This is a genomic window from Ruegeria sp. CDSC042 (assembly GCF_059610745.1).
On the sequence record NZ_JBXWOF010000007.1, the window covers coordinates 25,146 to 45,822 of the forward strand.

Sequence of the window (20,677 nt, forward strand, 5' to 3'; positions counted from 1 at the left end):
GTCCAAAGGTCCTTTTGGCGTCAGTCAAACTCGGGCTCGTCCCGGTGCAAGTCGCGCACGGCAAAGGCTGTATCCTGCGCCTTGCTCAACGTCCACCGGATGCGCGTCGCATACTCCATTGCGCGGCCAGATAGAACGATCTGTTTTGTCGCGCGTGGCTTCAAACGGCCCTTTTCAAGATAAACACTTGGCTCGATTGACAATTTCCCCACACCATCATGGCGGAACACCCAAATCTCACCGCTTTTGAGCGCCATGGACACCGCCGCACCGCCCAAATCTATCGCCGCATCCACGTCCGGATGCAGATGGAACCGTATGTCAAAGCCGATACCAGTCAGGTTCGACGCATCCAGCGCCTTGTCAAATTGCCGCTTGGCCCTGTCACTTGTGGTAAGCAGAATATCTTCGCCGGTCAGCTCCCGCCCGTCAAAGCGCAGCTCGAACGTTCGGGCGTGGGTCAGGCCGAACACTTTGGTATAGCCATCGTGCCCGGCCATGAACCGGGTTCCCTCGAACGCGTCTTCGAACTCGACCGGAACATCCTTTGGCGCGTCGACCAGCCCTTCACGTTCCGTACCAGGAACAGCTGAGGTCAGACGCGCACTTGAAAAGCCGTCAAGACAAAGTGTCGAATGCGACGGCGTGGCGCGCCCGGCCCGACGCCATTCCAGCCCAAAGGTTTCCCCAGACCCACAATTCACAATCAGAGGTCGGCGGCCCGAGGTCAGCTCGAACGCCAAGGTCGACGCATGTGCGTTATATGACGCATCCCCTTTGGGCGGCGAACTGGCGTCAATTATCACACTGGTCCGTGCCGCATAGAGACGGGCAAATCCCATGGACAGGCCGTTCTCGCTCTGCGGTCTGACGCCGCTTTGCGCCAGAGCCTGATCCAGACGACCCTCGACCCCGCGCCCGCCCCCGTGGAAACGGGCCAGTGCACCATCCGAATGACGCAGATTACGCATGGTCGGGGCCATCCGTTTAATCGCATTCGCCTGCGCCCCAGGTGTACCCCGCCCCAAATCGCTAAGTGCTGCCGATGTCCAGGCGAGCAGCGTGAAGACTTCCAGCAGCTCCTCGGGGTTGCGCGTGGAGATACCACCTTTTTGATCTATCTGACTGTCACATTCCCGCGCCAGAGCGCGCAGGGCGGGCTCTGCCATCTGCTCAAGCCCTTCCAAAGCCAAACCAGCCTGCACCAGACCGGCTAGCGCCTCGAACCGGGGCAGGCCAGGCGTCGCAGCATGCCAGCGTTTCGACAGGAACCAGGCCTGCTGAGATAGCGAACTGAAAAAGACCTTGCTTTGTTGCTCATCCACACCGCGCAGCAAAAAGATCGCGTGATTGATCCAACGCATCACTCGCCGGCCTGTCAGATCAGGTGCCCAACCGGGCCCGTGCCCGCGCCCATGTGCTTCGATCCAGCCCCAGACCCAGCGTTGCGCCTTTTCGCGCGCCCGGATGTCGCCAACAGCCGCCAGATCATCCAGCCAGGCAAAACCGTGGCGTTCATCATCGAATCCGGTGCTGGGCGCGGTGACATCCCATAAGCCTGTATCCTGCGCCTCAACCAGATAGCCCGAGAACAGCAGGTTCCCAGCCACCAACTGACGCCCGCGCGCAAATGATCCAACCGTGCGTGGTTCCGGATCGCCCACAAATCCGGTAACGGCCTTGCGCCGCTGACTGAGCCGCGCATAAAGCCGGTTCTGAAACCGCGACCATCGGTTTGCCATGGTGTCCGAATTTGACATGACGCTCGTTACTCTGCCCCTTGCGCTCTGCTGGCGCCTGAGACCCAACGATAGACCGGAGCAATCGTCAAGTCATCGAAAAGCGTGCCTTTAGGTCGATTTCGTCAGACAGGCGATATAGAACCCGTCCATGCCGCCCGTGCCCGGCCAATAGTCAGGCCGCAGACGCAAACCGCCCTCTTCCGTGATCCAGCTGGTTTCGATCCCTGCGACCTGCAAAGCGGCCCGGTCCACCTGCATGTCCGGATACATCTGCAGCGCCTCTTCGACCTGCACCTCGCCCTCATCCGGCAGCAGGGAACAGGTGCAGTATACCAGCCGCCCGCCGGGTTTCAGCAAGGTCCAGGCATGGGCAAGCATCTGCGTTTGCAGCTCGATCAGTGCGCCGAATTCCGAACCATCCTTGGCAAAGGGCAGATCGGAATGGCGGCGGATCGTGCCGGTTGCAGAACAGGGCGCGTCCAGCAGGATGGCGTCATACTGGCCCTGGTGTTCCAGCGCGTCGCCTGCGATGACTTCGCCCTTCAGCCCGGTGCGCGTCAGGTTCTCGCGCACCCGTTCCAGCCGCGATTCCGAGATATCGAGTGCGGTTACATCCGCCCCCGCAGCCGCCAGCTGCAGCGTCTTGCCACCGGGCGCGGCGCATAGGTCCAGAATTTTCTCTCCGGCCTTGGGTGCCAGAACACGGGCGGGCAGCGCGGCGGCGGCATCCTGAACCCACCAATCGCCGCGATCATATCCCGGCAGGGCCGAAACCTGCCCGGCATCCTTTATCCGCATTGATCCGGTCGGCAGTTCCTCACCCGGCGCAGTTGCCCCTGGCTTGACCGAAAGATCCAGCGGCGCGCCCTCGAAATGCGCCAGCTCCATGCCGGTCACGGCCTCGGCACCCCAGGCCATGATCAACGGATCGCGCAGCCACTCGGGTAGGCGAGGCACGCGCATTTTCGGCCAAGCCTCTGGCCCTTCCGCCGCGACCTTGCGCAGAACCGCGTTCACCAACCCCTTGAGCCGCCCATGCTTGCGCGAGCGACCGACAATCTCAACCATGGAATTTACGACGCCATGCGCTGCCTCGCCATGGCACAGCTCAACCGCTCCCAGACGCAGGGCATTATGCACGGTCAGGGCGGGGGTGCGGTTCAGGTGATTGTCCAACAGACGGTCGGCGCGTTCGAGCCCACGCAGCGTTTGCAACGCCAGCCGCTGTGCCCGCGCCCGGTCTTCTGGTGCCAATCGCTCCAGCGCACCTGCAGCCAGACATTCTGACATCAGCCGCCCCTCACCCAAGATCTGATCCAGAAGGTAGATTGCGCTGCGTCGCGCGGCCGTTGCGTTATCGGACATTGAATCGCCTTTGATGTGACCCTCGTCCGCATTGCCAAGGGCGGACGGGGGCGTATATCAAGCCAATGCACTGAAAGGAACCCGATGTCATGAATGACGAGCCCAAAGACCTGCCGCCTGCCGCCCAACGCGCGCTGGCCGAGGCGGAGGACCGCCGCCGCAAGGCCGAAGCCGACGCAAAAGCGCAACCCAAAGAGCTGGGCGGACGCGACGGCCCCGATCCTGCACGTTATGGCGATTGGGAAAAGAAAGGCATCGCGATAGATTTCTGATCAATCCCCGCGCAGTGCCTGCAGAAAATCCGCGATGAGCGCCCGTTGCTTATTGGATTTCGCACGCTCTTCGGGCCAGGTCAGCCAATAGCCATCTTTTGCGTTCAATTCGGGCAAATCCAGTCGACGCAACCGCCCCGCTCGCAAGTCTGATTGCGCCAAGGGCATGGATCCCAACACAACGCCCAAACCCTGCCGAGCCGCCGAAATCGCATGTTCCATCGAATCGAAGCTCATTTTCGAGGGCGGCAGGTCGGTCTGAGTGGTGTTTTTCGCCCAATCACGCCAGCCGGGCCTTTCACCGCGCAGATCAATCAAGGGCGCGGACCAATCCACACCCGGCGCTGCCATCGGCACTAGCACTTCGGCCGCAATCAGTTCGGCATCTCGCCCGGGCCACGCCCCACGCCCATAGCGGATTTGAAGCCAAGTCCTTTCTTCATCCAACGAAGACCGTCGCGCCACAGAATCTGTCAGCACCCGAACTTTGGGGCGCAGGTCGTGAAAACGTGCAAGAGCGGGTATGACGAGGGCTTTAATATGGGACGACAGGCCAGCCACCCGCAATTCGCGCGGGGATTTTCCGAAAAGGTCTTCGGTATTGCGCTCGAGCGCCTGCAAGCTGTCCTGAACCAGCGGCAGATAGCTTTCGCCCTCGACGGTCAGCGATACACCGCGCGCCTCGCGCACAAACAGCGTGCGGCCCAACCAGGCCTCAAGGTTGCCGATGCGCTGACTGACGGCAGCCTGCGTTAGACCGAACTCGCGCGCCGCTGCCGAGAATCCACCCAACCGCCCCGCCGCTTCGAATACGCGCAACCAGTCCAGAGGGGGCAAGCCGATCTTCTTTTTATCCATAAGTTTTTCCAGGCCTCAGCAGCAACAAGGATTAATTGTCGTAATGCCACAGGGGGCGTATATCCTCAAGCAAAGCCCGCGCGAACAGGAGAAACCCCATGCTGCGCTCTGCCACCCATACTCCGTCAATCGTCACCGTGGAATTCGATACAGGCCCAAGTGCCCGCTTTCACGCCATCTGGCTACGCGACAACGCGCTTGATCCTGACACACGGGCACCGGGCAACGGACAGCGCCTGATCACCATTGGCGATATCCCCGCCGATACCATGGTCAGCGCTGCCTCAGTGGCCAACGGCGACCTCACTGTCACATTTCAACCCGAAAACAAGACTGTCACTTTCCCCGCCGATTGGCTGGCTGCGCATAGCTATGACCAAGAGGACAGCCGCACCTTTGGCCGCACCGCGCCCGGGATCACCACCTGGGAGCAAGGGCTCGACGCGCCCAGCGCCGACTGGAGCGACGTCCACGCCAACCCCGCAGCCAAGCGCGGCTGGCTGGCAATGGTCGCCGAATACGGGTTTGCCAAACTGACCAGTGGCCCGACCGAACCGGAATCCCTGTTGAAGGTGGCTGATCTGTTCGGATACGTCCGTCAGACCAACTATGGCCCCTATTTCGAGGTTCGAACCGAGGTGAACCCGACCAACCTGGCCTTTACAGGGCTTGGCCTGCAGGCGCACACGGACAACCCTTATCGCGACCCGGTACCGACATTGCAGATCCTGTACTGCCTGGAGAACAGCGCCGAGGGTGGCGATTCCATTGTTGTGGACGGGTTCCGGGCGGCGGAAAAACTGCGCGATCAGAACCCCGATGGATTTGCGCTGTTGGCAGGTTTCCCGGCGCGGTTCGAATACAAGGGCTCGGACGGGGTCTGCCTGCGGTCGCGCCGCCCAATGATTGAGCTATCGCCCGATGGCGAGTTGATCGGTATCCGCTTTAACAACCGCTCGTCGGCTCCGTTTGTGGACATCCCTTTCGATCTGATGGAGGCCTATTACGCCGCCTATCGCCAGTTGGGTGAGATAATCGACGATCCGGCCATGGGCGTGTCGTTCAAGCTGGAGCCGGGTGAAAGCTTCATCGTTGACAACACCCGCGTCCTGCACGCGCGTCTGGGCTATTCCGGCGCCGGATCGCGGTGGTTGCAAGGCTGCTACGCCGACAAGGACGGCTTACTGTCAACCCTGGCGGCGATGGAACTGGCGACACTGGAGGCGGCGGAATGAAACCTGATTTCTCGACCCTGACCCCCGACAATATCGTGGCCTTCATCGGGGATATCTTTGACCGCCGCGGCGGCGAGGAATATCTGGGCGAACCCGTCACCATGGCAGAACACATGCTGCAGGGCGCGACCATTGCCGAACAGAACGGCATGCCCGAAGAGATCATCGTAGGGGCATTGCTGCATGATATCGGTCATTTCACATCCGAATTCGGCACGTACCACCCCGACGACACCGAAGACCGCCATCACGAAGATGCAGGCGCCGAGGTGCTGGAACAGTTCTTTCCGTCAGTCATCACCGATTGCTGCCGCTATCACGTGGCGGCCAAACGGTATCTTTGCGCTACCAAGCCCGAATATTTCAACCGCCTGTCCACGGCTTCGGTTCATACACTGGAACTGCAAGGCGGGCCGATGAGTGCCAGAGAAGTTGCCGAATTCGAGCAGAACCCGAACCTGAAAGAGATCATTCAGGTGCGTTATCTGGACGAAGCAGGTAAACGTGCAGACATGGAAACCCCCGATTTCAACCATTTTGCGCCGATGGTGCAGCGAATGGTCGAAAAATATCAGGAGCTCACATGAACGCCCCAGAATACATTTTTGAGGCCAACACCAAACCCTCCCTGCCTTGGCACGAGGTCCCCTTGATCCGTGCTACAGACAAGTCGGTCAAGGACTATGGCTGTCTGGTCGACGACCCCGAAGAATTCGAAATTGAAATCGTCCGTTGGCCGCAACAGGGTTGGCGGTCCATCGACGAAGGTACCGGTGATGAGGCCGGTTGGGTCGAAGGCACATTTCATGGTGAGTGGAAAGGGGACGTCCTTTACGGTGAGAACGAAGCGGTCAACGGCCACTATGTCCTCGGCTGGTCCACTGATCCGCAACAGGCCAACGCCAACCGGCAAACTGCTCCGCGTGATCAAGTTCTGCTTTGGCACATGAACTATCACCCCGATGGCGGACAGATGTTCTGGCCGATCGACAAAAAGCCTTTCATCATCCCTGCCGCATTGCCGGGCGACAATCTGACACCGGAAAAGGTGGTGGCCTTTTGGTGTGATGGGTCACGCGGGCTGTATATCCATCCTGGCATCTGGCACGAGGGGATATTCCCGGTCGAGGACAATCAGCGTTTTCTGGATCGGCAGGGCAAGGTTCACGCGCGGGTCAGTGCGGATATCGGCAAAGAATTCGGCGTCTATCTCGCCTGCCCTTTACGCGCAGATAAGATCCGAGAGATGTAAGCGGTCTGTCGGCTCCCGGGCGGTGTCAAAGCCCCAGAACGTCCACCATGTCATATTGGCCAGGCGCTTTACCCTGCCCCCAAAGTGCGGCTTTCAGGGCGCCGCGCGCGAAAATGGCGCGGTCAGTGGCCAGGTGGCGCAGCACGATGCGTTCGCCCGGTGCTGCGAATAGCACGTCATGCTCACCCACGATGTCGCCGCCGCGAATGGCATGGAACCCGATATCGCCCCGCTTGCGCGCGCCGGTCATACCATCGCGGCCCCGATCAGACACCTCAGCCAGATCTACACCGCGCCCTTCGGCAGCGGCCTCGCCCAGCATCAGCGCGGTGCCCGAGGGCGCATCGACCTTGTGGTGGTGATGCCCTTCGATCACCTCAATATCGAAATCTTCATCCAACGCGGCAGCGACCTTTTTGGTCAGCTGTACCAGCAGGTTCACACCCAGGCTCATATTTCCCGCCCGCACGATCACCGCATGACGTGAGGCCGGCTCCAGAGCGGCTATCTGCTCGTCACTCATCCCGGTGGTGCCGATCACATGCACACAGCGCGCCTGCGCTGCCAACGCGGCGAATTCCAGCGTCGCCTCGGGTGCGGTGAAATCAATCACGGCCTGCGCCTGGGCAAAGGCCTCCAGCGGATCGTCGGTCACCGTGACGCCCAGCGCTGCACCGCCCATGGCCACGCCCACATCCTGCCCAACCCAATCATGACCCGTGCGCTCGACCACGCCGACCAGGCGGGCCTGATCACTGTCGGTCACGGTCCTGATCAACATCTGACCCATACGGCCCGAAGCCCCTGTGATGACGATCCCCGGAATATGGGTCATTGCGCTGGTCCTTTTGCATTGATTGGCTCAAAGCCTCCTACCCGGTTCGCACCCGCTTGGCAAAGCCCCGCTTTGCGCTTAGATCGGGGATATGGCTAAGAACAAATTCCACGATGGCCCCGGCCCGTCCCAACGACAGCTGCGTGTCGGCGAACTGATCCGCCGCACCCTGTCCGAGGTTCTGGCGCGCGGAGATGTCCACGATCCCGACCTGAATCGCATGTCAATCACTGTGGGTGAGGTGCGCACCTCGCCCGATCTGAAGATCGCCACCGCCTTTGTGCTGCCCCTGGGCGGCAAAGGGCAGGAGGATGTGATCGAACTGCTGGCTCGCAACAAACACGAGCTGCGGCGCATGGTTGGTAAAAAGGTCGGGCTGAAATTCTCCCCCGATCTGCGATTCCGGCTGGATGACACATTCGACCGTCTGGATGACACCCGCCGCATGTTCGATCAGGACGCGGTGCGCCGCGATCTCGACGAGTGATCCGGGCATTTGTCACTTTGGTCGCTTTCCTGTGGGCGGCGCAAGCCGGGGCAGTGACATGCGAAAAGGTCACGCATAGTGACAAACGCTACACTGTCTGCGAGGTGGATGCCGCGAATGAGGACATGCGCTTGTTCCTCAATGACGAGAATGGCGACCTGCTAGGGCATTTCTCGGCGGTGAATGAGGCGCTGGAGCCCGTTGGCAAGCGTCTGGCCTTTGCGATGAACGCAGGCATGTATCACGACGACCGCTCGCCCGTCGGCCATTATGTCGAGGACGGGCAGGAGCAGATGCGTGTGATCCCGAACCCCGGTCCCGGAAACTTCGGCCTTCTGCCCAACGGGGTGTTCTGCATCCGCGAGGGCCGCGCCGACGTGTTTGAAACGCTGGATTTCATTGAACAGGCCCCCGAATGCCGCTTTGCCAGCCAATCCGGCCCGATGCTGGTCATCGGCGGAGAGCTGCACCCAAGGTTTCTGCCTGATTCGACGTCGGTTTATGTGCGCAATGGTGTGGGTACCAGCGATGATGGCGCCCGCGCAGTGTTTGCCATTTCCGAAGATTACGTAACCTTCCACCAATTCGGCAGCCTGTTCCGCGACGTACTGGAAACCCCGAATGCGCTGTTCTTTGATGGCAATATCTCACGTATGTATGACCGGGCGAATAATCGATCCGATGTCGGGTTTTCACTGGGGCCGATTGTTGGTGTGGTCGAAGACACGCCCTGAAATTGACAGGGCCCGACCGATCCGCTAACTCGCGCGTCTCAGCAAAGAACAAGGTGCACAATGGGACGCAAACGCAAGGGTCGCGACATTTCCGGTTGGCTGGTGGTGGACAAGCCCGCAGGCATGACCTCGACCGCCGTGGTCAACAAGGTGCGTTGGGCGATGGACGCGAAAAAAGCGGGCCATGCGGGCACGCTGGACCCCGAGGCTACCGGAGTTCTGGCCGTGGCGTTGGGTGAGGCGACCAAGACCGTTCCCTATATCACCGACGCACTCAAGGCCTATACCTTCACCGTGCGACTGGGTCAGGCCACCAATACCGATGACGCCGAGGGCGAGGTAATCGCAAGCAGCGATGCGCGCCCTTCGGATGATGACATCAAAGAGGCCCTCGCGCCCTTTATCGGTGAAATCATGCAAGTCCCGCCGAAATTCTCGGCGGTGAAGATCGACGGGCAGCGTGCCTATAAACTGGCCCGCGATGGCGAGGATGTGGAACTGGCTGCGCGCCCTCTGTGGGTCGAAGAGCTGGTTCTAGTCGACCGCCCCGACGACGACCACGTCATGCTGGAAATGACTTGCGGCAAGGGCGGTTATGTCCGATCGATCGCCCGCGATCTGGGGGCGGCGCTGGGATGCTACGGCCATGTCCGCGAGCTGCGCCGTATCTGGTCCGGCCCGTTCGAGACCAAAGACGGACTGAGCATTGAACAGATCGACGAGATGGCCAAAACCACCGCGCTGGATGATTACCTGCACCCGCTGGAAACTGGCCTATCGGACCTGCCCGAACTGAAATGCACCCCCGAAGGTGCGACCCGTCTGCGTAACGGCAACCCTGGTATGGTTCTGGCGTCCGATGTGGAATACGGGGATGAGGCCTGGGCCTCGCTGGATGGTCAGGCGGTGGCGGTCGGCATCTATAAATCCGGCGAACTGCATCCCAGCCGGGTGTTCGTCACGTAATCTGCGTGCTAGTCGAAACCCATGATCACGCGCACACATACCAAGGGCGACGCGCCCTCGACCGCTGTTTATTCAGATTGCGAGAGATACCGCTATAGCCTGACGCGCATCTGGGATCCGGCCGGGCGCAAGGCGCTGTTTGTGATGCTGAATCCGTCCACCGCGACCGAGGTGCAGAACGATCCCACGGTTGAACGCTGCGAACGCCGGGCGCGCGCGCTGGGGTTCGGCGCGTTTCAGGTCACTAATATCTTTGCATGGCGCGATACTGATCCACGCAAGATGCGGGCCGCTGCCGATCCGGTGGGGCCTGAGAATGACATGGCCATTCTGAATGGCGTGGACTGGGCCGATCAGGTCATCGCTGCCTGGGGCACCCATGGCGCGCATTTGGATCGAGGCACCGCCGTCGAAACCCTGCTGCGCGGCACCGGTCAGCCGATGTACCACCTTGGGCTTACCAAGGACGGCCACCCCAAGCATCCGCTCTATATCGCTTACACGCAAAACCCCGAACCCTGGTGACAAAGGGTTAACCACAAGCTCAGCTAGGCTTTGACCAAAGCCCTGATTGCATGAGACATTTCACCCTCGAAGCAATGCGTTCAAGGAGGTTGTCATGTTTCTGATCGGATTGCTGAGTCTGGCAGCTGTCGGCGGGGCCGCCTATGCCATCGGCGATGTCTTTGACATAGATGAAGATCCCGGTGAGGACGATGTCGTCGACGACCAGCCTCCTGCGGTCGAAACCGGCGAATTCCTTGACGTCGGTGAGAATGTCGAGGAACCCGAAGCGCCCGAGATTTCGACCGGGACGATCATATCCGAAATCGAGGGCGACATGATCATCGCGGGTACCGAGGATCTGGACATCCTGACCGGCCAGGACGGCGACGATCAGATCAATGGATATGCGGGGGATGACACGATTTATGGTGGCGAAGGCGATGACACCCTGCATGGGGGAACAGGTGCAGATTCGATCTTTGGCGGCACTGGCCAGGATGTCATTCACGGCGAAGCGGGCGACGATCAGATTTCCGGCGATGAGGGGGATGATGTCCTTTATGGGCATTACGGCGCGGATCACCTGGACGGCGGGATCGGCGCGGATGAGCTGTATGGCGGGCAGGACGACGACATTCTGACCGGTGGTCAGGGCGATGATGCGCTGCATGGCGGCTATGGTGATGACCGGTTGAGCGGTGGCGAAGGCGAGGACGTGCTGTTCGGCGGTGATGGCGACGATATTCTGGACGGTCAGGATGGAGAGGACACCAACGCGCTGGATTTCCTGAACGGTGGCGCCGGGGATGATACGATCCTTGCCGAAGGCGGTGATATCGTAACCGGGGGCGAAGGTGACGATGACATCGTGGTTTCGCCCGAAGCGGATGATGACGCCGTCACCGTCATGGATTTTCAGCCCGGTCAAGACAAGCTGCTGATCTCATGGGAAGGTCAAGAAAACCCGGACATTCAGATCAAGACAGACACCGAAGACGAGAACCTGACCCATGTAATTGTCGACGGGCAGAACGTGGTGCAGCTGATCGGGGCAGACGGTGTCAGCGCCGATGACATCCAACTGATATCCTCAGGCGATCTGGCGCAGCTCAGCGCGCTGGGCTGAATTTCCAGAATCCCTTTGCCATTGACCGCAAATGCGCCTATACGCGCGCATCCGTGTCGGAATCGATGCGGTTTTCTCCATGGGCCTGCGCTGGACGACATCCCGGCCTGTGCCATCAACCCTAACCTTTTCAAAGGAGACCCCGATGTCGATTACTGCCGCTGAAAAAGATCGCGTCATGAAAGAATTCGCAACCAAGGACGGCGATACCGGTTCGCCAGAAGTCCAGGTTGCCATCCTGACCTCGCGCATCACCACCCTGACCGAGCACTTCAAGACCCACAAGAAAGATAACCACGGTCGCCGTGGTCTTCTGAAGATGGTTGCCCAGCGCCGTAAGCTGCTGGACTATCTGAAGGGCAAAGAAGAAGCACGGTACCAGGACCTGATCAAAAAGCTGGGCATCCGCCGCTAAGCGCGCGCTGCTGTTTTTGATACAGGCGCTGAAAAGCCAATAGATCATGATACGCTCGCCATTCGGCGGGCGTATTTGGTTTTGGGGTTCTCTCCGACCTTGAAGCAAAGCCTTTCGCTGCATTCTCGATGACAGATCACGACAACATCTCGGACGATGGAAACTTTTTTCGCGCCGTGTGATCCACTTCACCGACAAGCTGCTCAAATCGCTGCAGTCTAGGAACTGTAGTGAGTAGGCGCTTATTTTTTTTCGAGCGTTAGGTTTTTCATAGTCCTCCCTTTTCAAGGCGCGCCCACAATGGGCGCGCCCGTTTTTATTGGGAGCCACGGTTCCGCCTGCTTACACGATAGAATCGCCTCTAAAGACGGCCGCTTTTTTGCCTTCAGGACCGTTGAATTTGCCCGTGATGAACAGGTGTCAAATTGTGACGTTGCGTCGCAGAATCTCAGCGCTGGTTTAGAAAGTTGACGTAAACGTAAGCAACGTCGTGTTTTTTTATCAGAGAGTCAAAAAATGACGCGAAAGGCCAATATCTTCCCCCTTTGCACAGGATCGGTCGGTTCCTAAATGCCGCCTGTCGCTGCGGGTACACACTCACGGCAAACGGTCTTTGAGCCCTCCCACCCTCGTGGTTCGGACTGGCCCGCAGCGACAGTGTCTGACGACTATTTTACTGGAGTTTAACAATGCCTCTAAAATCAGTTTTGAACCGCGTTTTTGCAGCTAATCTTTCCCAGGCTCCTAAATCAGAAAAAAAGTCAACAATGGTCTCTGGCACAGATGGCATCGTAAAAAGAATGTCCGAGGTGGAAACTGCCGCAATCCTCCGCGGCATACTGAAAGAAGAAGAACTGGGGTCTCCCCAACCGCGTAGCAAAGAAGATTCGTTGCAATAGGCCCAGACCCGCTTTGATCCCGGATATATGAAAACCGCTTTCTGCACGATCATAATAGAATGGATCTTCTTCTTTAAGCTGGAGACGGGGCCAATACGGTCCGATCTCACCCGTAATCAGTGGCTCCACCAACATCGTTAGCCACACAAGTCCTCCCCAAATTTTACCTGACTCAGACTGTATTCGGCCACATCTGCACCGATCAGGGCCAAACCCTTATCCAACAGGGTGCATTTGGCGACTGGTCAATCAGGGTTTCAACATGTTATTCACCCAAATGGTTGACTGAAGCAGAATAAGGTTGTAATTCATCCAAATGGTTGAACGAGAGAGTCGATATGACCTCAATGCAATATTGAAGGCCGCGTCCGACCCGACCCGCCGCGCTATTCTGACGATGCTTGCGCAGCAGGGACCTTTGCGGGTGACGGACATAGCGCGGCAATTCGATATGAGCCTCAACTCGGTCTCCAAGCACATCAAGGTGCTGGAAAACGCCGAGCTGGTGCAGCGCCGGACCGAATGGCGCGAACATCTGATCGAGGTTCAGATGGCTCCTTTATCAGCCGTTGATTCTTGGTTTGCCGGGTTGCGTTCGATTTGGGCGCTTCGGCTGGACGCCTTGGAAACTGCTTTGGAGGACCCAGAAGATGACGGACCTGTCACTTGAAATAACGCGCGCCATTCCACATCCACCCGAAAAGGTGTTTGATGCCTGGCTCAACCCCGAGATGCTGGCAAAATTCATGCTGCCGGCACCGGGCATGACCGTGCCCGAAGCGCATTCCGACGCCAAGGTCGGCGGCCGGTTCAAAATCATCATGCGCGCGCCCGAGGCTGGCGATTTGCCGCATGAGGGCGAATACAAGATCATCGACCGCCCCAACCGGCTGCAATTCACCTGGAATTCGCCCTACAGCCAAGACGATTCCACGGTCACACTGGATTTCACACCCACCGAAAAGGGTACCGAGCTGCGGCTGCACCACATCCGCTTTCCCTCGCAGGAAAGCCGGGACAATCACGAGGGCGGCTGGTCCGCTATCCTTGCGGCGCTGGAGACGGCACTATGATCAACTGGCTGGCCCTCGGTGCAGGGGTGGTCGCTGCCTTTTTGTTGGGCTGGCTGGTCTACGGCCCTATGGGTTTTCAGAAACGCTGGGCCGAGGGCACCCGCATCGACCCGACGCCGCCCGAAACCCCGCCACTGGGCGCGATGGCCACACAGATCGTGTTCCTGATCCTGCTGGCTGCGGTAATCGCGGTGACCGAGACCACCAATAGCCTGGGCGTCGCCCTGCTTGCGATCCTTGCGGTGGCGGCGCAGACAGCCTCGGTCGGGACATGGGCGCAAAAAAGCGGCTTCGCCATTGCGGTCGACACCGGCTATGCGCTGGGCTGTGGTATCGTCATGATCCTGGCCCACGCGATCCTGTAGGATCGCAGCGCATGCCCGATCCTCGATGGATCGGGCATGCGCCCTTTATACCCTTACTCTTCCTCGGAACTCCTGCCTTTCCAAAGCCCCCAAACTGCTGTATGGGCGGTCCATCTGAGACGTTGTGCTCTGACCCCGGCACTCGAATGGAAGATAAAGTGGGGTCGGCGGCAATGGGGCCGCCACGCAAACGGGAGACCCGCAGGGGCGGGAGTGCTCCCTTCTAGGATACGCAAATGTTTGATGTAACAAAGAAATCAATTCAGTGGGGCGAAGAGACGCTGACACTGGAAACCGGCAAGGTTGCCCGTCAGGCGGACGGCAGTGTGATTGCCACGCTGGGCGAGACCAGCGTGATGGCAAACGTGACCTTTGCGCGGAAGCAAAAACCCGGTCAGGACTTTTTCCCGCTGACCGTCCACTACCAAGAGAAATATTATGCCGCCGGTAAAGTTCCGGGTGGCTTTTTCAAGCGCGAGGCGCGCCCGACTGAAAAAGAGACGCTGACCGCGCGTCTGATCGACCGGCCGATCCGCCCGCTGTTTGTTGACGGCTTCAAAAACGAAGTTCTGGTGATGTGCACCGTGCTGAGCCACGATCTGGTCAACGACCCTGACATGGTGGCGATGATCGCAGCCTCTGCCGCGCTGACCATTTCCGGCGCACCGTTCAGAGGCCCGATTGCTGGTTGCCGCGTTGGTTTCGAGGATGGCGAATACATTCTGAACCCGACTGTGGACGACATGCAGGACCTGCGCCTGAACCCTGAACAGCGTCTAGATCTGGTTGTTGCCGGCACCAAAGACGCCGTGATGATGGTTGAATCGGAAGCCTACGAGCTGTCCGAGGCCGAGATGTTGGGTGCGGTCAAATTCGCACATGAGCAGATTCAGCCGGTGATCGACCTGATCATCTCGTTGGCCGAAGACGCGGCAAAAGAGCCGTTTGATTTCCAAGCGCCCGATTATTCTGAGCTTTCCGCTGCCGTTAAGGCCGCAGGTGAAGAGCAGATGCGCGCAGCCTTCGCGATCACCGACAAGCAAGAGCGCACTGCCGCTGTTTCCGCTGCCCGCGACGCAATCAAGGAAGCCCTGACCGAGGAACAGCTGGAAGACGCGAACCTTGGCTCGGCGATGAAAAAGCTGGAAGCAGGCATCCTGCGCGGCGACGTCGTCAAAGGCGGCAAGCGGATCGACGGTCGCTCGACCACCGATATCCGTTCGATCGTTGCAGAAACCTCGATGCTGCCGCGGACACACGGCTCGGCCCTGTTCACCCGTGGTGAAACACAGGCGCTGGCTGTAACCACGCTGGGCACCGGTGATGATGAGCAGTTCATCGACGCCCTGCACGGCAACTTCAAATCGAACTTCCTGCTGCATTACAACTTCCCTCCTTATTCGGTTGGTGAAGCGGGTCGCGTGGGCCCTCCGGGACGTCGTGAGATTGGTCACGGCAAACTGGCATGGCGTGCGTTGCAGGCGGTTCTGCCTGCGGCAACCGACTTCCCCTACACGATCCGCATCGTGTCCGAGATCACCGAATCCAACGGCTCCAGCTCGATGGCGTCGGTCTGCGGCGGTTCGCTGTCGATGATGGATGCGGGCGTTCCGCTGAAAGCACCGGTTGCCGGTGTTGCCATGGGTCTGATCCTGGAAGATGACGGCGATTACGCGATCCTGTCGGACATTCTGGGTGACGAAGACCACCTGGGCGACATGGACTTCAAGGTTGCGGGTACCGAAAACGGCATCACCTCTCTGCAGATGGACATCAAGGTTGCGGGCATCACGCCCGAGATCATGGAGAAAGCCCTGGCGCAAGCCAAGGACGGCCGGATGCACATCCTGGGCGAGATGGGCAAAGCCCTGTCCGAGACCAATGATTTCTCGGTCCACGCACCGCGCATCGAGACCATGAACATCCCTACCGACAAGATCCGTGAAGTGATCGGTTCCGGCGGCAAAGTCATCCGCGAAATCGTCGAAGTTTCGGGTGCCAAGGTCGACATCAACGATGACGGCGTGATCAAGATCGCCTCGCCCGATGGTGAATCGATCAAGAAGGCCTATGAGATGATCCATTCGATCGTCGCAGAGCCGGAAGAAGGTCAGATCTATACCGGTAAAGTGGTCAAGATCGTCGACTTTGGTGCTTTCGTGAACTTCTTTGGCAAGCGCGACGGTCTGGTCCATGTGTCCCAGATCGAAAACCGTCGCCTGAACCATCCGTCGGATGTTCTGAAGGAAGGCCAGGAAGTGAAGGTCAAGCTGCTGGGCTTTGACGACCGCGGCAAGGTGCGCCTGTCGATGAAAATCGTCGATCAGGAAACCGGCGAAGAGATCGCACCTGAGAAGAAAGAAAAGAAAGAGGAAGGAGCAGAATAATCTGCTCGCCCCTCTGATTTCTCGAAAGACCCCGGCTTTGTCCGGGGTCTTTTTTTTGTTCAGTCAGCATAAACCTTGGACCAATTCCGCCCAATTCAACCGAAATCCAATCGCACCACCGGCCAGGCGAACCCACGTCTTCTACATCGACGCAACAAATCTAGGAGATGCGAAATGGAGACTTTCAAAATGCTGACTCTGGCCGGACTGATCGCGACCGCCCCGGTGCTGGCTTTTGCCAACGTGACAGTCGGGGACATGCTGGGCACCACCGAGACCGATATCCGCACCACTCTCGAGGCGCAGGGATACCAGATCGAAGAGATCGAATTCGAAGATGGCGAGATCGAGGTTGAACTCGTCAAGGATGGCGTGGAAACTGAACTGGTCCTGAACAAGACCGATGGCGTTGTCACCGCGATCGAGCTTGAAGAGGACGACGACTGACCAGACAATCTTAAAGGAGCGCTATGAAGATTTCACAGACGTCTTTACTCTGGCTCCTTCTGGTGGTGCAGGCTGTCTGCGCCACCTTTTTCCTGACCGATGCGGCGCTAGATTGGTTTGGCGGCGAAACTGCCGGGTTTCGGCATTTGCACCAGTTCGAATTGTTCCTGTCCCTGGCTCTGATCGGTGGTTTGGTGGCGACAATCACCCTGATCCGGGCTCAGAGCTTGCGCGTGCAGGACATGCAGCGTCAACTGGGCGTGGCGCAGGGCGCGTTTTCGCAGGTCATCGAAAATCAATTCACGCAGTGGCAGCTCAGCAATGCGGAACGCGATGTCGCAATCTTGTCTATCAAAGGTCTGTCGATCGCAGAAATCGCCGAGCTGAGACAGACGAAAGAAGGGACTATCAAGGCACAAAGCGCTGCGATTTACCGCAAGGCGGGTGTCTCGGGACGGCTTCAATTGCTCAGCTTTTTTGTCGAAGAGCTTTTGTCCGAACCCCTAGTCAACACGTCCTCATCGTCAGAACCCGCCGACCAGAGCCAGGCTTAATCCACGGTTGCTCTTTCCCCGCCTGACGCGGTGTTCTATGCACGGGGCATGCGATCCTTTGTCATCCATATGTCCTCGAGCACCGCGCGCCGTCCCAATGCTGATCAGCTCTGCGCGGCCCTGCCCAATGCTGAACTGTTTGAGGCCGTAAATGGCCGCGACCCTGACCAGATTTCCGGTGTCGAACTGCATTCCGGAAATCTGCACCGCCCGCATTACCCATTCCCCTTGCGACCCGCAGAAATCGGCGTGTTCGAAAGCCATCGACGCATCTGGCGCAAGCTGGTCGAGGACGATATCGACCTGGCCATCATCACCGAGGATGACCTGCGCATAGATCGGGCGCGAATGGAACAGGCGCTTGGGTTGCTGGCCTCAATCGCCACCCCCGATCACTATATCCGCATCCCCGTAAAACAGCGCGAAGTACCGGCAGAGGTCTTGGCAGAACAAGATGGCCTGCGGCTGATCCTACCCAAGGTGATCGGCCTGCAATGCGTATGTCAGATGGTGGGGAAAAACGCCGCCGAACGCCTTTTGGCGACCACCGACCAAATCGACCGCCCTGTCGATACCTTCTTGCAGATGCACTGGCTGACAGACCAGCCGGTTCACGCCTTGCAAGGCAGCGGAAATCAGGAAGTGGCACAGGAAATCGGCGGCTCGACCATTCAGACAAAACCGCCCCTGTCAGACAAATTAACCCGAGAGTTCAAGCGCGCAGCCTACCGCGCCAAGCTGCACCTGCACCCGCAGCGCCCGCCTGCTTCATCTGGCTGAAAATACCTTCCGGGGGGAATCGCGCCGCGAGGCGCGATGGGGGGCAGACAGCCCCCCTGACCTTGGCCGTCTTACGACGGCGCCTTGGTCTTGCGCAGATAGGGGAAGATGGTCTCGAACTCGCCAAACTTTGCTTTGGCGTCGTCGTTTGAGACAGCAGGCGGAATGATTACGTCTTCGCCAGGCACCCAGTTCGCCGGGGTAGCCACGCCTTTCGACGACATCTGCAACCCGTCCAGTGCACGCAAAATCTCGGCAAAGTTACGTCCCACAGTCATAGGATAGGTCATCGACAGCTTCAGTTGCTTGTCCGGCCCGATGATAAAGACCGACCGCACGGTCGCGCTGTCGGCCGGGGTACGCCCGTCCGGCAAATAGGCCTCGGCGGGCAGCATGTCGAAGGCCTTTGAAACGGCCAGTCCATCATCGGCAATGATTGGAAAACCGGGATGCGCGTTGCCATAGGCCTCGATATCCTTTTTCCACTTCTTGTGGTCTTCGACGCCGTCAACCGAAACGCCCAGGACCTTGGTGTTGCGCGCGGCCCACTCATCGCTTAGCTGCGCGACGGCCGAAAACTCGGTGGTGCAGACAGGAGTGAAATCCTTTGGGTGCGAGAACAGAATGGCCCAGCTATCCCCAATCCAGTCGTGGAACTGAATGGTGCCCTGATCCGTTTCTGCAGTGAAATTGGGGACTGTGTCGTTGATGCGCAAACCCATGAAGCATCTCCTTTGCTAATTACAAAACCGAGTTGGTTGTTCAGAACCTAATCACTTTGCGCCGATGTTAAACAGTCAGCAAGTCACTTTAGCCCTAGGCCAGACCTCAAAATCTCATTTGATCAAATCGCGCTTGCCGGTTTCCTGAAGGCCTGACACAGTGGCGCCGAACCAAGAATCCCCGTCGCATGGTCAGGAGGATGCACCATGATCGAGAAACGCAATTTTTACATCAACGGTCAGTGGGTTGCCCCATCGGTTACGCATGATTTTCAGGTCATCAACCCCTCGACCGAAGAACCATGTGCCGTGATTTCGCTGGGCGATCAGGCCGATACGGACGCGGCTGTTGCAGCGGCCAAGGCGGCGTTGCCCGGCTGGATGGAAACCCCGGCGGAAACCCGCATCGCGATGGTCGAAAAGCTGATCGCGCTTTATGCCGAACGGTCCGAGGATCTGGCCCAGGCAATGTCGTTAGAGATGGGCGCCCCGATCGACATGGCGCGTAGCCAGCAAGTCGGAGCAGGCAGTTGGCACCTGGCAAATTTCATCCGCGCCGCCAAAGCGTTTCCTTTTGAGCGGCCGCTGGGCGATCACGCTCCCAACGACCAAATCATCTATGAGGCCGTCGGTGTCGCCGCCCTGATCACACCGTGGAATTGGCCAATGAACCAGGTCACGCTGAAGGTCGGTGCGGCTGCGATTGCGGGCTGCACAATGGTTCTGAAACCCTCGGAGCAAAGCCCGCTGAACGCGATGATCTTTGCTGAGCTGATGGATGAGGCCGGATTCCCGCCCGGTGTCTTCAACCTTGTCAACGGTGACGGGGTTGGCGTCGGATCTCAGCTGTCCACGCACCCCGATGTGGATATGGTCAGCTTTACGGGATCCACCCGCGCGGGCACGGCGATTTCCAAAGCCGCAGCCGATACACTGAAGAAGGTGCATTTGGAACTGGGCGGCAAGGGTGCAAATGTGGTCTTTGCCGATGCGGATGAAAAGGCCGTCAAACGTGGCGTGCTGCACATGATGAACAACACCGGTCAAAGCTGTAACGCCCCTAGCCGGATGCTGGTTCAGCGTCCCATCTATGACGCGGCGGTGGAAACCGCAGCTGAGATTGCCAAAGGTGTCACCGTTGGCCCGGCGATGGAAGAAGGTCGCCATATCGGCCCGGTTGTGAACGAGCTGCAATGGAGCAAGATTCAGGACCTGATCCAAAAGGGTATCGACGAAGGCGCGCGCCTTGTCGCTGGTGGCACTGGCAGGCCCGAAGGGCTGAACAAGGGCTATTACGTGCGGCCCACGGTCTTTGCCGACGTCAACAACCAGATGACCGTCGCCCGCGAAGAGATCTTTGGACCGGTTCTGACCATGATCCCTTTCGATACCGAGGAAGAGGCCATCGAAATCGCCAATGACACACCTTATGGGCTGACCAACTATGTCCAGACGCAGGATAACGTCCGTGCCAACCGCATGGCCCGCGCTCTGCGGTCGGGTATGGTCGAGATGAATGGCAAATCCCGCAGCGCGGGTTCCCCGTTCGGCGGCATGAAACAATCCGGCAACGGGCGCGAAGGCGGCGTCTGGGGGCTGGAGGATTTCCTTGAGGTCAAGGCCGTCGGCGGCTGGGCTGCCGAGTAACCCACCTGC

24 protein-coding genes are annotated in these 20,677 nt (G+C 59.0%); 19 read left to right on the forward strand and 5 right to left on the reverse strand.

The genetic code is table 11. The annotated features are described in order from the left end of the window. Positions 1-20 precede the first annotated feature (20 nt). Complete coding sequence (locus tag AC2FHX_RS14475) at positions 21-1,760, reverse strand: heparinase II/III family protein (RefSeq protein WP_496693042.1); 1,740 nt, start codon at positions 1,758-1,760, stop codon at positions 21-23. 90 nt (positions 1,761-1,850) lie between these two features. Next, complete coding sequence (locus AC2FHX_RS14480; protein ID WP_271952129.1) at positions 1,851-3,107, reverse strand: RsmB/NOP family class I SAM-dependent RNA methyltransferase; 1,257 nt, start codon at positions 3,105-3,107, stop codon at positions 1,851-1,853. A gap of 89 nt (positions 3,108-3,196) precedes the next feature. On the opposite strand from AC2FHX_RS14480, the gene AC2FHX_RS14485 reads away from it, so the two are divergent. After that, positions 3,197-3,379, forward strand: coding sequence for a DUF1674 domain-containing protein (locus AC2FHX_RS14485; RefSeq protein WP_271952127.1), 183 nt, complete (start codon positions 3,197-3,199; stop codon positions 3,377-3,379). Here AC2FHX_RS14485 and AC2FHX_RS14490 read toward each other — a convergent pair whose 3' ends face one another. After that, positions 3,380-4,237: a LysR family transcriptional regulator gene (locus AC2FHX_RS14490; RefSeq protein WP_496702583.1), complete on the reverse strand. Its 858-nt coding sequence runs from the start codon at positions 4,235-4,237 to the stop codon at positions 3,380-3,382. It abuts the gene before it with no gap. 98 nt (positions 4,238-4,335) lie between these two features. Between AC2FHX_RS14490 and tmpA the strand changes: the two genes are divergently transcribed. The 3 genes from tmpA to AC2FHX_RS14505 are packed head-to-tail and all read left to right on the forward strand — an operon-like array spanning position 4,336 to position 6,724. Further along, positions 4,336-5,472 (forward strand): 2-trimethylaminoethylphosphonate dioxygenase, encoded by a 1,137-nt coding sequence (tmpA, locus tag AC2FHX_RS14495; RefSeq protein ID WP_282022384.1) that lies wholly within the window; start codon positions 4,336-4,338, stop codon positions 5,470-5,472. After that, positions 5,469-6,059: a (R)-1-hydroxy-2-trimethylaminoethylphosphonate oxygenase gene (gene tmpB, locus AC2FHX_RS14500; RefSeq protein WP_142640030.1), complete on the forward strand. Its 591-nt coding sequence runs from the start codon at positions 5,469-5,471 to the stop codon at positions 6,057-6,059. The genes tmpA and tmpB overlap by 4 nt, the downstream gene beginning before the upstream one ends. After that, on the forward strand, positions 6,056-6,724 hold the full coding sequence (locus tag AC2FHX_RS14505; RefSeq protein ID WP_496702581.1) for an ureidoglycolate lyase: 669 nt from the start codon (positions 6,056-6,058) through the stop codon (positions 6,722-6,724). Before tmpB ends, AC2FHX_RS14505 begins: the two co-directional genes overlap by 4 nt. 25 nt (positions 6,725-6,749) lie before the next feature. Here AC2FHX_RS14505 and dapB read toward each other — a convergent pair whose 3' ends face one another. Further along, complete coding sequence (dapB, locus tag AC2FHX_RS14510; protein ID WP_142640026.1) at positions 6,750-7,559, reverse strand: 4-hydroxy-tetrahydrodipicolinate reductase; 810 nt, start codon at positions 7,557-7,559, stop codon at positions 6,750-6,752. Between the two features lie 91 nt (positions 7,560-7,650). Here dapB and rbfA point away from each other — a divergent pair, with 91 nt between their 5' ends. The 14 genes from rbfA (at position 7,651) to AC2FHX_RS14580 (ending at position 18,299) form a co-directional block, all read left to right on the forward strand. After that, entirely contained in the window at positions 7,651-8,046 is a 396-nt protein-coding gene (gene rbfA / locus AC2FHX_RS14515; protein WP_142640024.1) for a 30S ribosome-binding factor RbfA, read from the forward strand. Continuing rightward, positions 8,043-8,780 carry a phosphodiester glycosidase family protein gene (locus tag AC2FHX_RS14520; protein ID WP_496702579.1) on the forward strand — a complete coding sequence of 246 codons (738 nt, stop codon included), beginning with the start codon at positions 8,043-8,045 and terminating at the stop codon, positions 8,778-8,780. The genes rbfA and AC2FHX_RS14520 overlap by 4 nt, the downstream gene beginning before the upstream one ends. Positions 8,781-8,840: 60 nt before the next feature. Further along, the gene (truB, locus tag AC2FHX_RS14525) at positions 8,841-9,746 is read left to right on the forward strand and encodes a tRNA pseudouridine(55) synthase TruB (RefSeq protein ID WP_496702577.1); all 906 of its coding nucleotides are present in this window, start codon (positions 8,841-8,843) and stop codon (positions 9,744-9,746) included. 21 nt (positions 9,747-9,767) lie between these two features. Then, positions 9,768-10,271, forward strand: coding sequence for a DUF1643 domain-containing protein (locus AC2FHX_RS14530; RefSeq protein WP_271952111.1), 504 nt, complete (start codon positions 9,768-9,770; stop codon positions 10,269-10,271). 94 nt (positions 10,272-10,365) lie between these two features. Next, positions 10,366-11,379: a calcium-binding protein gene (locus AC2FHX_RS14535; protein WP_496702575.1), complete on the forward strand. Its 1,014-nt coding sequence runs from the start codon at positions 10,366-10,368 to the stop codon at positions 11,377-11,379. Between the two features lie 145 nt (positions 11,380-11,524). Further along, the gene (gene rpsO, locus AC2FHX_RS14540; protein ID WP_142640015.1) at positions 11,525-11,794 is read left to right on the forward strand and encodes a 30S ribosomal protein S15; all 270 of its coding nucleotides are present in this window, start codon (positions 11,525-11,527) and stop codon (positions 11,792-11,794) included. A 689-nt stretch (positions 11,795-12,483) separates the two neighbouring features. Continuing rightward, entirely contained in the window at positions 12,484-12,693 is a 210-nt protein-coding gene (locus tag AC2FHX_RS14545) for a hypothetical protein (RefSeq protein ID WP_142640013.1), read from the forward strand. 316 nt (positions 12,694-13,009) lie between these two features. Then, positions 13,010-13,363 (forward strand): ArsR/SmtB family transcription factor, encoded by a 354-nt coding sequence (locus tag AC2FHX_RS14550; RefSeq protein WP_142640011.1) that lies wholly within the window; start codon positions 13,010-13,012, stop codon positions 13,361-13,363. Then, positions 13,344-13,766, forward strand: a complete 423-nt coding sequence (locus AC2FHX_RS14555) for an SRPBCC family protein (protein ID WP_271952105.1) — start codon at positions 13,344-13,346, stop codon at positions 13,764-13,766. The genes AC2FHX_RS14550 and AC2FHX_RS14555 overlap by 20 nt, the downstream gene beginning before the upstream one ends. Next, complete coding sequence (locus AC2FHX_RS14560) at positions 13,763-14,131, forward strand: DUF1761 family protein (protein ID WP_142640007.1); 369 nt, start codon at positions 13,763-13,765, stop codon at positions 14,129-14,131. The genes AC2FHX_RS14555 and AC2FHX_RS14560 overlap by 4 nt, the downstream gene beginning before the upstream one ends. A gap of 236 nt (positions 14,132-14,367) precedes the next feature. Continuing rightward, positions 14,368-16,518, forward strand: a complete 2,151-nt coding sequence (gene pnp, locus AC2FHX_RS14565; RefSeq protein WP_281973783.1) for a polyribonucleotide nucleotidyltransferase — start codon at positions 14,368-14,370, stop codon at positions 16,516-16,518. Positions 16,519-16,692: 174 nt separating this feature from the next. Beyond that, positions 16,693-16,965, forward strand: a complete 273-nt coding sequence (locus AC2FHX_RS14570; RefSeq protein WP_496693052.1) for a PepSY domain-containing protein — start codon at positions 16,693-16,695, stop codon at positions 16,963-16,965. Between the two features lie 23 nt (positions 16,966-16,988). Beyond that, positions 16,989-17,519 carry a helix-turn-helix transcriptional regulator gene (locus AC2FHX_RS14575; RefSeq protein WP_142640002.1) on the forward strand — a complete coding sequence of 177 codons (531 nt, stop codon included), beginning with the start codon at positions 16,989-16,991 and terminating at the stop codon, positions 17,517-17,519. A gap of 48 nt (positions 17,520-17,567) precedes the next feature. Beyond that, positions 17,568-18,299: a glycosyltransferase family 25 protein gene (locus tag AC2FHX_RS14580; RefSeq protein ID WP_282027884.1), complete on the forward strand. Its 732-nt coding sequence runs from the start codon at positions 17,568-17,570 to the stop codon at positions 18,297-18,299. A gap of 71 nt (positions 18,300-18,370) precedes the next feature. On the opposite strand, the gene AC2FHX_RS14585 is transcribed toward AC2FHX_RS14580, so the two are convergent. After that, positions 18,371-19,021, reverse strand: coding sequence for a peroxiredoxin (locus AC2FHX_RS14585; protein ID WP_142639998.1), 651 nt, complete (start codon positions 19,019-19,021; stop codon positions 18,371-18,373). Positions 19,022-19,228: 207 nt separating this feature from the next. On the opposite strand from AC2FHX_RS14585, the gene AC2FHX_RS14590 reads away from it, so the two are divergent. After that, on the forward strand, positions 19,229-20,668 hold the full coding sequence (locus AC2FHX_RS14590) for an aldehyde dehydrogenase family protein (RefSeq protein ID WP_496702571.1): 1,440 nt from the start codon (positions 19,229-19,231) through the stop codon (positions 20,666-20,668). Positions 20,669-20,677: the final 9 nt, after the last annotated feature.

Excerpts from the sequence above, each read along its gene's own strand:
- AC2FHX_RS14475 (WP_496693042.1), bottom strand. The coding sequence starts at position 1,760 with ATGTCAAATTCGGACACCATGGCAAACCGATGGTCGCGGTTTCAGAAC.
- AC2FHX_RS14480 (WP_271952129.1), bottom strand. The coding sequence starts at position 3,107 with ATGTCCGATAACGCAACGGCCGCGCGACGCAGCGCAATCTACCTTCTG.
- AC2FHX_RS14485 (WP_271952127.1), top strand. The coding sequence starts at position 3,197 with ATGAATGACGAGCCCAAAGACCTGCCGCCTGCCGCCCAACGCGCGCTG.
- AC2FHX_RS14490 (WP_496702583.1), bottom strand. The coding sequence starts at position 4,237 with ATGGATAAAAAGAAGATCGGCTTGCCCCCTCTGGACTGGTTGCGCGTA.
- tmpA (WP_282022384.1), top strand. The coding sequence starts at position 4,336 with ATGCTGCGCTCTGCCACCCATACTCCGTCAATCGTCACCGTGGAATTC.
- tmpB (WP_142640030.1), top strand. The coding sequence starts at position 5,469 with ATGAAACCTGATTTCTCGACCCTGACCCCCGACAATATCGTGGCCTTC.
- AC2FHX_RS14505 (WP_496702581.1), top strand. The coding sequence starts at position 6,056 with ATGAACGCCCCAGAATACATTTTTGAGGCCAACACCAAACCCTCCCTG.
- dapB (WP_142640026.1), bottom strand. The coding sequence starts at position 7,559 with ATGACCCATATTCCGGGGATCGTCATCACAGGGGCTTCGGGCCGTATG.
- rbfA (WP_142640024.1), top strand. The coding sequence starts at position 7,651 with ATGGCTAAGAACAAATTCCACGATGGCCCCGGCCCGTCCCAACGACAG.
- truB (WP_496702577.1), top strand. The coding sequence starts at position 8,841 with ATGGGACGCAAACGCAAGGGTCGCGACATTTCCGGTTGGCTGGTGGTG.
- AC2FHX_RS14530 (WP_271952111.1), top strand. The coding sequence starts at position 9,768 with ATGATCACGCGCACACATACCAAGGGCGACGCGCCCTCGACCGCTGTT.
- AC2FHX_RS14535 (WP_496702575.1), top strand. The coding sequence starts at position 10,366 with ATGTTTCTGATCGGATTGCTGAGTCTGGCAGCTGTCGGCGGGGCCGCC.
- rpsO (WP_142640015.1), top strand. The coding sequence starts at position 11,525 with ATGTCGATTACTGCCGCTGAAAAAGATCGCGTCATGAAAGAATTCGCA.
- AC2FHX_RS14545 (WP_142640013.1), top strand. The coding sequence starts at position 12,484 with ATGCCTCTAAAATCAGTTTTGAACCGCGTTTTTGCAGCTAATCTTTCC.
- AC2FHX_RS14550 (WP_142640011.1), top strand. The coding sequence starts at position 13,010 with ATGGTTGAACGAGAGAGTCGATATGACCTCAATGCAATATTGAAGGCC.
- AC2FHX_RS14555 (WP_271952105.1), top strand. The coding sequence starts at position 13,344 with ATGACGGACCTGTCACTTGAAATAACGCGCGCCATTCCACATCCACCC.
- AC2FHX_RS14560 (WP_142640007.1), top strand. The coding sequence starts at position 13,763 with ATGATCAACTGGCTGGCCCTCGGTGCAGGGGTGGTCGCTGCCTTTTTG.
- pnp (WP_281973783.1), top strand. The coding sequence starts at position 14,368 with ATGTTTGATGTAACAAAGAAATCAATTCAGTGGGGCGAAGAGACGCTG.
- AC2FHX_RS14570 (WP_496693052.1), top strand. The coding sequence starts at position 16,693 with ATGGAGACTTTCAAAATGCTGACTCTGGCCGGACTGATCGCGACCGCC.
- AC2FHX_RS14575 (WP_142640002.1), top strand. The coding sequence starts at position 16,989 with ATGAAGATTTCACAGACGTCTTTACTCTGGCTCCTTCTGGTGGTGCAG.
- AC2FHX_RS14580 (WP_282027884.1), top strand. The coding sequence starts at position 17,568 with ATGCGATCCTTTGTCATCCATATGTCCTCGAGCACCGCGCGCCGTCCC.
- AC2FHX_RS14585 (WP_142639998.1), bottom strand. The coding sequence starts at position 19,021 with ATGGGTTTGCGCATCAACGACACAGTCCCCAATTTCACTGCAGAAACG.
- AC2FHX_RS14590 (WP_496702571.1), top strand. The coding sequence starts at position 19,229 with ATGATCGAGAAACGCAATTTTTACATCAACGGTCAGTGGGTTGCCCCA.